The sequence below is a fragment of the Shewanella sp. SM101 genome (assembly GCF_025654465.1).
GTDB classification, from domain to species: Bacteria; Pseudomonadota; Gammaproteobacteria; order Enterobacterales; family Shewanellaceae; genus Shewanella; species Shewanella oncorhynchi.
This window is the reverse complement of record NZ_JAKKRH010000076.1, coordinates 1-12,027: the sequence shown is the minus strand read 5'-3', so window position 1 is coordinate 12,027 and position 12,027 is coordinate 1. Positions and strand designations below refer to the sequence as shown.

Genomic DNA, 12,027 nt, shown 5'->3' with positions numbered 1-12,027 from the left:
TTTAGGTAAATCTCGCCAAGGGATACCTGTTCTAAGGCGGTAAAGAATACCTTCGAATGTTTGTCTATGTTCAGGTTTGTCATAAACACGGCCTGTGCTTTTCATTAAATGAAATAGCTTTTCCCAGCGTGCATCGGTTAGCATAAGTCTTGGCATGGCTTGAGGTTATGGTTACTTTTGGCGAAGCAAATTATAACGTCTTGCCATGCTGTCTAAAAATTACTCTCGAAAGATCAACAGACCCTAGTCTCGTATTGTCTTAGTCGCTTGTTGCGTTAGTTTGTTATTGGATTAACTCAGTTGATTATCGCGTTTATTCGCTTGAGTTTTCTCCCTAATATGCCTTAGATACCAGTGGCCCACTGAATCAATCTGACCTGTGCCGCTGGTTCACCTCCCCCGTAATAGCCATTTCACTCTTAAAAAACTCCAATCCTAATAACCCGCTCACTCAGCATAAGAGTGAACATGATATTAGAGAAAAGCTTTTTGATCGCATCCACGCGATAAAGTTAGGTATTATTAAATCATGACTCTGTACCCAAGAGAAAAAGCAATATCAGTGCTGTTGTCCATGTTGAGTAGGTTTTCGACGATAGTAAATTCAATTGCACTGTTATTCAGATAATACCTATAGCCTAGAAATACTTCGTGAGAAGGTTTTGAAAAGTCATTATCTGTTTTGAGTAAACCTTCATAGTGATGTAATTCAATCAGCCAACCATGGCGTCCCATTAAATACTCATAACCTAAAGATAACATTACAGCATGGTCTTTATAGTCTATTCCAGATAGACTTTCATCATTTCGTCTAAAGCTTATACCTGTAGTGGAATAAAAATGATGCATTTCAGATGTATAGCTATAATTCAGCTGTAATGCTTGTTCAAAACGGTTATCTACAAATGGGCCAGAATTAACATGGTTGTAATATAAGCTGCCACCTATTGATAGACCATAATTATCCTCACTAAGCAATTGATATTCTAAATAGAAATTTAGGGCATTCGTTAGCGTATCGCCAGAAAGATCAGGTTGATTGATACCATTCTTTGAAAATATTTGGTTTTTGTCTTTGATTGTATTGTCGCGGCCATTTTGACCCACACCAAATGCATCATGAAACCAGATAGTGACCGAGTCAAGATGGTTATCCCCACTAAAACTCCACTTATAATTAGTATCAAACATCCATTTTTCAGTGAGTTGCCACTTTATTCCGCCATTAAGAGAATTATGATAATAGTCAGCATAGTAATCGTCAGTTTCAGCCCATACACTTGCTACTGTTGCAGATCCGTATATCTCTTTTTTCCCTTCAGGCAGTGCAAATCCTGAACGAAGTAGAGGCGTTAAGCTACCCGCATGTGTAGGTGATTGGGCATGCACACGAAGTGGCCCATAATGACTATAATTGATATTTTCTGCGAAAGTACTCGGTAAAAATATTACCGTATAAATTAGAGGCGCTCTAATAGTCACAAATAAAATTTTCTTTGCATATTTCATCGAAAACTCTTTTTTAGCTAATCTCTATTAAAAGCAATGTTTTGTAGTGAGGCTGATGTTATGTATAAATGACTGAAAATTTTCTGTTTGAAGCAATAAAGTTTTTGATTAGACAGATTTCTAATTAATTTTAGAATTAAAAACTACAAAAAACATACCATAATAGTACAAGTGCGAGCCAGAATGACCTACAGATAAACGGGATTGTAGTGAGTATTAGTAAAGTGCTAATAACTGCCAGTAATATTGTCTGTTTACTCATTGTCTGGACGCTATCAAAGCGTAATTTCATGATGTTTCTCAAACATAAATTATTATTCTAACAAAGTAATAACATTGTTTATGTTGTTAGTTATAGGTAGTGGTATTTCAGATGGCATTGTAAATGAATAATCAGCACTAAATATACCGCTGCTATTTACTCGTGTAAATGTGTGTAACAGGTAATTGTCCCGTATTAGCGGTGAAAATATGGAACTGATAGTTCATATTTTTTAATTAATATATTTATTTATCAGTCATATTAGTTATCGTAATTAAAGACCAATCTCAGTTTGCCAAACTTGTTTATCTAATGGATGTGCTTGTTTAAATTGTCCCTCAAACCGCAATAGATCAAAAAGGAAATGGCCAGCCAGCCACGAATGACTGACCGGCCGCGCCGGGAAGCGTTTTTGGATAAAATGCGGAGCAGGTTAGCTGGGTGATTGACCTCCTGTTGCCGTCGCTTTGATATTGAATACTAGGCTGTACATCACTGGCAGTACGATGAGCGTCAGCAGAGAAGCGAAGCCTAGACCGAAAATAATTGTAATCGCCATAGAACCGAAAAACGCGTCGGGGATCAGCGGTATCATCCCGAGCATAGTGGTTATTGCGGCCATCATCACTGGACGAACACGGCTGACACAGGAGTCGATTAAGGCAAAATAGGCTGGTTTACCTTCACTGAGCTCGAGGTTGATCTGATCGACCAAGACAATACCGTTTTTAATCACCATGCCCGACAAACTCAGTAATCCGAGTAGTGCCATAAAGCTGAAGGGCGCATCGAACAACAAGAGTCCCGCCGAAACCCCAATCAAGGCCAGTGGCACAGTAAACCAGATCACTAAGGGCTGACGCACTGAGTTGAACAAGAATACGGTAATTAAAAACATCGCTAGATAACCTAAGGGAATCGAGCTAAATACCGACGCTTGTGCTTCACCTGCGGTTTCAAATTCACCGCCCCATTCCAAACGGTAACCCGCGGGCAAGCTGATCGCTTCGACCTGGTCTTTGATTTTGCGCAGTACAGAATCGGCGGTTTCATTGCTACCAAGCTTAGGATCGGCCATTACTGCGAGCATGCGCATGCGATCGCGGCGCATCACCAGCGGATTTTCCCACTCAGTGTTGAAGCTACTGACTACTTGGGTGGCGGGTACAAAGGTATTGTGTTCGCTGCTCCAAATTTGCAGCTTCCATAGGCTGTCGGCCTGCAAACGTTCTTCGGCGGGCGCTCTGGCGACGATGGGCAGCAAGTGGCTGGTTTCTCGGTATAAACCAATTTGCTTACCGCTAAAGTTAACCAATAGGGCATTGTCGAGATCTTGCTTGCTGATGCCTGTTTCGCGCGCTTGGGCATTTTCCAGTTGCGGACGGATCAACGGCACCTGATTACGCCAGTTGTGACGTATGCCATCCATGCTTGGTTCGGCGTGGAAAATCGCCTCGGCTTGAGCACCTAAAGCGCGCAGCACTTCAGGGTTATCACCGTAAAAGCGTGCCTCAATTTTGGCGGCGGGCGAAGGGCCGTTCTCCATGTTTTTTAAACGATATTGTGCCTGTGGGAAACGTTGATTTAACAAGGTTTCTAATTCTGGCATATAGGCTTTAACTGCGTCTAAATCCTGCATTTCTACAATCAACTGGGCAAAGGCGGGATAGCCTTTTTCTGGCTGATAGGGCAGTACGAAGCGCTGCGAACCTTGGCCAATAACGGTTGTTAAGTGTTTTAGCCCAACGTCTTTTTGCTCGTTCAGCGTAAGCATTAACTTCTCGATATCAGCGGTAAAACGCTCGGTCGCCTTGATGTCAGTCCCCTCTGGCATCCAGATATCCACAAAGAAAATCGGCGTGTTAGAAGCAGGAAAGAACACATTCTTGATATGACCAAAGCCCACCACAGCGCTGAAAAGCATAGTGATAACCAGCAGTATGCTCACCAGCCTAAAGCGCAGCGCTACAATTAAGCTTGTGCGATATAAGCTGAAGAACCAGCCCTTGTAGGGGTCTTGGGCTTCTTCATCGCTCGGCGCATCTTTAAATAACAGATGACAGAAAAACGGCGTGAGTGTGATGGCGGTGATCCAGCTGATAAACAGCGAAATCATCAACACTTGGAATAAAGAACGGCAGAATTCACCGGCGGCATTTTGCGATAAGCCAATGGGCGCAAAGGCAATAATGGCAATTACAGTCGCGCCCAATAGCGGCCACTGGGTTTGGGACACTATCTGTTTGGCCGCTTCCAAACGGGTCTTACCGCGACGGATACCAATTAAAATGCCTTCAGTAACGACAATGGCGTTATCGACCAACATACCAAGGGCAATAATAAGTGCGCCGAGGGAGATGAGTTGTAGCTCAATCCCGAGCACTTTCATCACGATAAAAGTGCCTAGAATCGTCAGCAGTAAAATCAGGCCCATCAATAGACCTGAGCGCAATCCCATAAACAGCAGAAGCACGGCGATCACTATGGCAATGGATTCCATTAGGTTGATTAAGAAGCCGTTAACTGTTTCATCTACCGCCTGACTCTGATTATAAACCGTCGCTAAATTCATGCCGATTGGGCGTTGTGATTCAAGCTCGGCTAAACGGTCACTGACCTTTTGCCCGATTTCGACTACATTCACACCGCTAGAGAAAGAAATCCCCAGCGATAACGCTGCTTCACCTTTATTGTGATAAAGCACGTTAGGGGTTTCGTCATAATCCCTTTCAATATTGGCAATGTCGCCAAGGTAAATCAGCTCAGAGCTACCCGGAGGGCTGACGATCAAACGCGCGAGATCCTGCACATTGCTAAATTCGCCCGTGGGGTGAATGCGGATACGGTTATCGCCAATCACTAAGCTACCCGCGTTAGAGACGACGTTTTGATTGTTCACTAAGCCATAGATATAGCTCTGATCTAACCCTAGTGCCGACAGCTTTTGCTGGGAGAATTCAATCACGACTTGCTCAGTGACGTTGCCAGCAACAGAAACCTTTTTTACTCCAGGTACTAGCACTAGCTCGCGGCGCAGATAGTCGGCGTAATTGCTCAACTCGCGGTTGCTGTAATCAGGTCCCGAAAGGTTAAATAAAATGCCATACACATCGCCAAAGTCGTCCATCACCTTTGGCGTTGCTGTGCCCGGCGGCAAGTTTCCCGCAGCATCATTAACTTTACGACGCACTTCATCCCACACCTGCGGCAGGCTGGTTTTATCGTAACTTTCTTTAATCTCGATTTGGATTTGTGATAAACCCGCACTATTAATTGAAGTCACATGCTTAATGGCGTCGAGTTGCTGCAGGGCATCTTCGAGCGGTAATGTCACTTCTTCTTCAACTTGCTCAGGCGAGGCACCGGGATAAGCCGTGATCACTAAAGCTTCTTTAATGGTAAATTCGGGGAATTCTAGTTGCCCCAAACCGGTAAAACTGACGCTACCACCCACGAATAGTAGCAACACAAACATCCAACTGATGACTTTGTGGCGTATCGAATACTCTGCAATGTTCATCAATTACACCCCACGCTGCCAGCGTAGTGGTTTGACTTTCATGCCATCGGATAATTGAGACACTCCAGCGCTGACGATGAGATCGCCCTTGTTGACGCCCGTTAAAATCTCAACACCTTGATTACTCACGCGTCCTAGCGTCACCATCGTCGGTTTTACTTCACCCGATTGCGCTTGATAAATCCACACTTGCACTTGGCCATCTTGGTCGCGCTTATCGATAGCGGTCACTGGCACTACCGTTGACGAAAGGGCACTAGGATCTTTGACTAAGGCTAAGGTCAACTCGGCACTCATTCCTGGAAGTAACTGAATATCTTGAGGTTGAGGTAACGAAAACACCACTTCATAGGCTTGGGTGCCCGGCGTGACTTGAGTCGAGTATTCTTTAAATTTGGCATCGAAACTTTGCTCGGGGAAGGCACTAAAACGCACCTTAGCTGTAAAATGAGCTTGATCGGTATATTGCTTCAAACCCGCCGCCATCGACTCGGGAACTTGAATGCTAATATCGAGCAAATTATTGTTTTGTAATGTTAATACCCCTTGGTTTGCTTGCACTATTTGGTGGTTATCCACTAAACGTTTGGCGACTGTACCGCTAAAAGGTGCCGTTAAACGGGTGTAACTCAGTTGATCGCGTGCAGCGGCTAAGGCGGCGGTGGCCGATTTGAGTTGCGCTTGAGTGCTATCAAACTCAGATTGTGAAATCAGCTTGCGATTGAGTAGCTCGACTTTACGTTTAAAGTCAGCGGCTAACAGTTCATGCTCCGCCTCACGGGTCATTAAATTATTGTGGGCGTCCCTGTCATCAAGTTTTGCGAGTAAGCTACCTTGAGTGACTCTTTGCCCTTCAACTAATGCCAATTCTGTTAATTGTCCTGAAATGCGGAACGATAATTCTGCGCGACTATTGGCGGCAACGCGGGCTGGAAATGTTCTGAAATCTCCGTCTTCTACATTGAGTACTTCAAACAGTTTAACCGGACGAATTGTTGCCACTTGCACTGAACTTTCCGCAGGCGAACAACCACTGATCAGGGCTGGAAGCAGCATTGTCAGCGGCAAGAGTCGATATGATTTCATGGTGGAGATTTCCTAGTTAACAAATTGTCAGCATTTCTGGGCGCGAAGATACCAGCTAAATTAGTTGCAATAAACGGGATACTTTGGGATTATCAGTCCCACATAATGAGATTGAACTTAAGGTCAAAATGAAGACAGAGGACTTAGCGTTATTCCACCGAATTGCTGAAACCGGTAGTTTGATTGAAGCGGCGGATTTACTTAACTTACCTAAATCGACTGTGAGTCGGCGTTTGCAAGCCTTGGAAGATGAGCTGAACATTAAATTGTTCCACCGTCAGAGCCGCTCTATGACGCTCACTTCTGCGGGCAGCCATTTTTACCAGCGTTCGCAGAATATTTTGGCTCAGCTCGACGAAACCCTCTTCGAAATGACCAATGACGATGCTGAGATCAGCGGGCATTTGCGCATTCAAATGTTCCCTATCCACAGCATGAAAATCTTGATGCAAGCCATTTTCCGCTTTATGGATATGCATCCTAAACTCACCTTAGAAGTCATCAGCAGTTCAGAATCCGTTGATATGGTGAAACATAATCTCGATGTGGCCTTTGTGGTCGAGCCTGCGTTGGATACCTTAGATTTAGTAGTGCGGCCGATTTTTACTACTGACTTACGTTTTTACGCGAGTCCTCAATATTTAGCTGCACACGGTACACCTAAAACACCGAAAGAGATTGAAGCACATAATGTGTCTATGTTCCGTTTATCCAACGGCAAAATCTTTAATGAGTTATTTATCGGTTCAGAACAAGAGGTGAGAGTCAGAGGTAATTTCTGCTCCAACAGTATTGAAGTGGCGGTTGAGTTTGGATTGCAAGGACGCGGCATAGTGTATGCGCCTGCTGAAGTCGTGGATGAATATGTACAAAGCGGTGAGTTAGTGACTTTGTTACCTGAAATCCAGCCCCACCAAGGCGAGTGTTTCTTAGCTTATCCATCAAGACGTTACGTGAGTTTAGCCTGTCGACGCTTTATCGACTATATCATGCAAGAGTTAGTACCAAATGGCGTGCCGATCAACATGAGTGAGCAAGGCCCACGTCGATCCTGCAAAGCCTCTACGGGAGCGTTTTCAGACGACGTGTTGCGCTTTCCCGTTAAAAAATCAAGCTAGTTTACCCCTCGCTAATGGCGTTTGCGGTCGTGATCTTTGTGGGCTCACAGATCCGCTGCGCCAGCCAATAACAGGCAATTCCCATCAAAATATTGGTCACAGGTAGCGCGAGCAGCAGGCCTTTAACGTCACCTATATACGATCCCAAGGCTGCTAGCGGCAGCATGAGCAGTACTAAGCGGCACAGATTGATGACTAATGAACTCATAGGCCTGTGGTAGGCATTGAGCGAGGTCGCGACAATAATCACTATACCTAAAGGTCCGTAGGCGCAGGGCAGCACTAAGATATAAAAACTTAGCCATTCGATAACCTGCGGATCGGTACTGAATAAATGCGCGATAGGCTCGGCTAAAAAGATCAGTGGGATATAGAGTAAGGTTTGGAAAATAAAGATAAATTTTATCGATAATAGCAGGGCTTCTTTCGCTCTGTGTGGCTGTCCTGCCCCTAAATTTTGCGCAATAAAGGGCATTAAACTCGACGACAGTGCCATCACTACGATTAATAGCACTGACTCTAACCGAGTACCGGCACCAAAGGCTGCCACGGCGCTGTGATCGATATGCGCCAACATGGCCATAATAATGGCATTGGCTAGTGGATTGATTAAATTCATCAAGGCGGCGGGTTGTGCTATATGGGCTAATTTGCTCCAGTTCGCGCGCATTCTGTCTATGTCAAAGGCGGCCCATTCGAGCATTTTGCGCCTGACAATCAACAAATATCCCGACAAAGATAAGGCAATCAACCAAGCGAACAGGGTTGCAATTGCGGCGCCTTGGATTTCTAAACGTGGAAATGGCCCAACACCAAAAATCAGTAACGGATCGAGGATAAGATTGATGAGTGCCGCCAGCGCCATGATCATCGCCGGCGAGCGGGTGTCGCCAGTGGAACGTAAGCCTTGATTGCCTACCATCAACAATACCAGCAGCGGTGCGCTGACATACCAGTAAATCATATAGTCGTGGATCAGCGGCAAGCTGTCATCGTTTGCCCCGAGTAAGCGAAACAATGGCGTAATAAAAATGCTACCCAGTGCGGCTAAACTGGCGATCAAGACAAAGGTGAGCAATAAGGCATCATGCAAGAACACTTTGGCCTTGTGGGCATTACCCGAACCGATAAGTCGGCCTAAATTGGTCGAGACACCAGCGCCAATACCAATGGCGATGCTAGAGATCACTAAGGTCACCGGAAAGGTAAAACTGATGGCGGCTAAGGCTTCAGTGCCCAATTGGCTGATAAAAAAAGTGTCAGCGAGGCTGAAACCTAGAATGGTCATAATGCCAATTAAGTTGGGGAGGCTCATGTTGAGCAGTACACGACCAATTGGCGCGGTGAGCAGCCCGTGTCTGTCTTTCATGGAAAAATAGTGCCTTGTTAGCGAGCGGAGGCGAGATTCTAGCAGGATTGTGTGGACTTGAAAAAACCGACATCAAAAAATTGAAGTTTTTTTTGTAAATGCCCTTGGATCTCGACACTGTCAGCCCCATATCTCAGACAGCAAAAGAGCAGACTAAGGTGTCTGTTTTTTTAATCACAAATAGGCTCGATTGTAGGGCATCAAATCATTAGGAGAGTTCATAGATGAATATTCGTCCATTACATGACCGCGTAATCGTTAAGCGTCTAGAAGTTGAATCAACATCAGCGGGTGGCATAGTACTGACCGGTAGCGCCGCTGAAAAATCAACTCGCGGTGAAATCCTTGCTGTGGGCAATGGCCGTATTTTAGAAAATGGCACAGTTAAGCCACTGGATGTCAAAGTGGGTGACGTGGTGATCTTCAACGAAGGTTACGGCGTTAAGAAAGAAAAAATCGACGGTCAAGAAGTCTTGATCCTGTCGGAAGCTGACCTGATGGCAGTAGTGGGTTAATCCTCAGCATCAATTCGACATTCCAATTAATCATTAAAAATTTAAAGGATAATCAAGATGGCAGCTAAAGAAGTTGTATTTGGTAATGACGCTCGCGTAAGAATGCTGGCTGGCGTAAACATTCTCGCAAACGCAGTTAAAGTGACCTTAGGCCCTAAAGGCCGTAACGTGGTATTAGACAAGAGCTTCGGCTCACCACTGATCACTAAAGACGGTGTGTCTGTTGCCAAAGAAATCGAGTTAGAAGACAAATTCGAAAACATGGGCGCGCAAATGGTGAAAGAAGTTGCTTCTAAAGCCAACGACGCCGCCGGTGATGGTACTACTACTGCAACTGTACTGGCTCAAGCTATTGTAGTTGAAGGCTTAAAAGCCGTTGCAGCCGGTATGAACCCAATGGATCTGAAGCGCGGAATCGATAAAGCCGTGATCGCTGCCGTTGCTGAATTAAAAGCCTTATCACAACCTTGTGCAGATTCAAAAGCGATTGCCCAAGTTGCGACTATCTCTGCAAACTCTGACGAATCTATCGGCGAAATCATCGCAACTGCGATGGAAAAAGTTGGCAAAGAAGGCGTGATCACAGTTGAAGAAGGCCAAGCGTTAGAAAACGAATTGGACGTAGTAGAAGGTATGCAGTTTGACCGTGGCTACCTGTCTCCATACTTCATCAACAAGCCAGAAACCGGCAGCGTTGAGTTAGATCACCCATTCGTACTGTTAGTAGACAAGAAAATCTCTAACATTCGCGAACTGTTACCTATCCTTGAAGGTCTGGCAAAAACCGGTAAGCCACTGCTTATCGTTGCTGAAGACGTTGAAGGCGAAGCATTAGCAACATTAGTTGTGAACAACATGCGCGGTATCGTGAAAGTGGCTGCCGTTAAAGCACCTGGCTTTGGCGATCGTCGTAAGGCAATGTTGCAAGACGTAGCAATCCTGACTGGCGGTACTGTTATTGCTGAAGAAATCGGCCTAGAGCTTGAAAAAGCAACGCTGGAAGATTTAGGTACAGCTAAGCGTGTTGTGATCACTAAAGACAACACCACCATCATCGATGGTAACGGCGAGCAAACACAAATTGCTGCTCGTGTAAGCCAAATCAAACAACAAGTTGAAGAATCAACGTCAGACTACGACAAAGAAAAACTGCAAGAGCGTATGGCTAAACTAGCTGGCGGCGTAGCAGTGATTAAAGTTGGCGCAGCGACTGAAGTTGAAATGAAAGAGAAAAAAGCCCGCGTTGAAGATGCTCTGCATGCAACTCGCGCTGCGGTAGAAGAAGGCGTGGTTCCTGGCGGCGGTGTTGCTCTGGTTCGCGTAGCTTCTAAGATCGCTGAAGTTGAAGTATTAAATGAAGATCAAAAACACGGTGTGGTTATCGCACTGCGTGCAATGGAAGCACCACTGCGTCAAATCGCCACGAACGCGGGTGAAGAAGCGTCAGTTGTTGCTAACACAGTGAAGAACGGCAGCGGTAACTTCGGTTACAACGCCGGTAATGACACTTACGGTGACATGTTAGAAATGGGTATCCTTGACCCAACTAAAGTGACCCGTTGTGCATTGCAATTCGCTGCGTCAATCGCAGGTCTGATGATCACTACAGAAGCTATGGTTGCTGAAATTCCACAAAATGCTGGCCAAGATATGGGCGGTATGGGTGGGATGGGCGGAATGGGCGGCATGATGTAATTTTTGCTGGTCTAAAACGTTGATTACGGCGTTGCTGCTCGCTCACATACACACAACGTATGCTACGCTCACAGCGCCTTGTACTGAACGTTTTATCCTGCGCAAAAACGTCAGACCCCTAGGCCTAAGTTCTTAGTCCGCTAAGAGCGACACCTAAAAAATCCCTGATACTTAATAGTGTCAGGGATTTTTTTGTATCTGAGGGGCTAAGGAAGTGTTGCTTAACCACTCTAGATTGTATTGGGAGCAGAAAGCTAAACGTCGTGGTAAAGCGCCTTGTTCTAACTCGATTTATCCTACGTAAGATACTTTGCTGGTCTGGAGCCTAAAAGCCTCAAACCAAAGTTCTTGTAAAAGAAAACCCCGATACTGGTAACAGTATCGGGGTTTTGTTTTTGGTCTGGCAACTTGGGAGTATGAGGTGTACTTACCTACACTTTTTGGGTTTTAAGCACTGAAATTGTTGCTAAAAGTGTAACATCGTATACTTTTGCTGGTGGTTAGGCAGTTCCATCATTCTTGATTGTTTTTAAAAGCAGAATCAAAGGTCGTGGGGCTTCACCCCACACCCGACCAAGGAGGACTGCTCGTCCTATCCTCCTTGGATTCTCCAAGACGCCCCCAACGGAGTTGAAAGCCCCTTGGGCATTTAGCGTCCTTATGCTATCGCGTCAGACGCTCGTCCCTGATTCGACTGACGCTATCTCGGCATATATGGACCCATCCGGTTTGCAAGACATTCGATAGCGATTTTGAGAAGAGTTCATTGCACCCATATATTCGGCCTGTTATTGAGGTATGCCTCTGGCCCTGATGGATATCTGCTTCTACTGTCCTTATCATCCTTGCGGCTTCATTATGAGCCTATACCGAGCTAAGGTTTTCAGTAGATCAGTCTGACTGTCTCATCATCAAATCAAGTGTCTTAGCAACTTGCTGGTTGGTTAATTATT

At 45.3% G+C, this 12,027-nt stretch carries 8 protein-coding genes; 3 read left to right on the top strand and 5 right to left on the bottom strand.

All coding sequences use genetic code 11. The annotated features are described in order from the left end of the window. From L5M38_RS22950 to L5M38_RS22935, 4 genes are all read right to left on the bottom strand, one after another. On the bottom strand, positions 1-156 hold a 156-nt coding region (locus L5M38_RS22950; RefSeq protein ID WP_259573881.1), incomplete at its 3' end, for a transposase. Positions 157-522: 366 nt separating this feature from the next. After that, positions 523-1,509: a DUF3187 family protein gene (locus L5M38_RS22945; RefSeq protein WP_263167766.1), complete on the bottom strand. Its 987-nt coding sequence runs from the start codon at positions 1,507-1,509 to the stop codon at positions 523-525. Between the two features lie 695 nt (positions 1,510-2,204). Then, the gene (locus L5M38_RS22940; RefSeq protein ID WP_263180423.1) at positions 2,205-5,291 is read right to left on the bottom strand and encodes an efflux RND transporter permease subunit; all 3,087 of its coding nucleotides are present in this window, start codon (positions 5,289-5,291) and stop codon (positions 2,205-2,207) included. A gap of 3 nt (positions 5,292-5,294) precedes the next feature. After that, a complete protein-coding gene (locus L5M38_RS22935) occupies positions 5,295-6,377 on the bottom strand; it encodes an efflux RND transporter periplasmic adaptor subunit (protein WP_263180422.1) in 1,083 nt (360 codons plus the stop codon). Positions 6,378-6,505: 128 nt separating this feature from the next. Here L5M38_RS22935 and L5M38_RS22930 point away from each other — a divergent pair, with 128 nt between their 5' ends. After that, positions 6,506-7,495, top strand: a complete 990-nt coding sequence (locus L5M38_RS22930) for a LysR family transcriptional regulator (RefSeq protein ID WP_113940006.1) — start codon at positions 6,506-6,508, stop codon at positions 7,493-7,495. Between the two features lies 1 nt (position 7,496). Here L5M38_RS22930 and L5M38_RS22925 read toward each other — a convergent pair whose 3' ends face one another. Beyond that, the gene (locus tag L5M38_RS22925) at positions 7,497-8,864 is read right to left on the bottom strand and encodes an MATE family efflux transporter (RefSeq protein WP_263180421.1); all 1,368 of its coding nucleotides are present in this window, start codon (positions 8,862-8,864) and stop codon (positions 7,497-7,499) included. A gap of 224 nt (positions 8,865-9,088) precedes the next feature. Here L5M38_RS22925 and L5M38_RS22920 point away from each other — a divergent pair, with 224 nt between their 5' ends. Together L5M38_RS22920 and groL are read left to right on the top strand one after the other, a co-directional pair. Next, a complete protein-coding gene (locus L5M38_RS22920) occupies positions 9,089-9,379 on the top strand; it encodes a co-chaperone GroES (protein WP_006086113.1) in 291 nt (96 codons plus the stop codon). Positions 9,380-9,436: 57 nt separating this feature from the next. Continuing rightward, the gene (gene groL / locus L5M38_RS22915) at positions 9,437-11,074 is read left to right on the top strand and encodes a chaperonin GroEL (RefSeq protein WP_071938647.1); all 1,638 of its coding nucleotides are present in this window, start codon (positions 9,437-9,439) and stop codon (positions 11,072-11,074) included. The last annotated feature ends 953 nt before the right edge of the window (positions 11,075-12,027 follow it).

Coding starts and splice junctions, on each gene's coding strand:
- L5M38_RS22945 (WP_263167766.1), bottom strand. CDS start 1,509: ATGAAATATGCAAAGAAAATTTTATTTGTGACTATTAGAGCGCCTCTA.
- L5M38_RS22940 (WP_263180423.1), bottom strand. CDS start 5,291: ATGAACATTGCAGAGTATTCGATACGCCACAAAGTCATCAGTTGGATG.
- L5M38_RS22935 (WP_263180422.1), bottom strand. CDS start 6,377: ATGAAATCATATCGACTCTTGCCGCTGACAATGCTGCTTCCAGCCCTG.
- L5M38_RS22930 (WP_113940006.1), top strand. CDS start 6,506: ATGAAGACAGAGGACTTAGCGTTATTCCACCGAATTGCTGAAACCGGT.
- L5M38_RS22925 (WP_263180421.1), bottom strand. CDS start 8,864: ATGAAAGACAGACACGGGCTGCTCACCGCGCCAATTGGTCGTGTACTG.
- L5M38_RS22920 (WP_006086113.1), top strand. CDS start 9,089: ATGAATATTCGTCCATTACATGACCGCGTAATCGTTAAGCGTCTAGAA.
- groL (WP_071938647.1), top strand. CDS start 9,437: ATGGCAGCTAAAGAAGTTGTATTTGGTAATGACGCTCGCGTAAGAATG.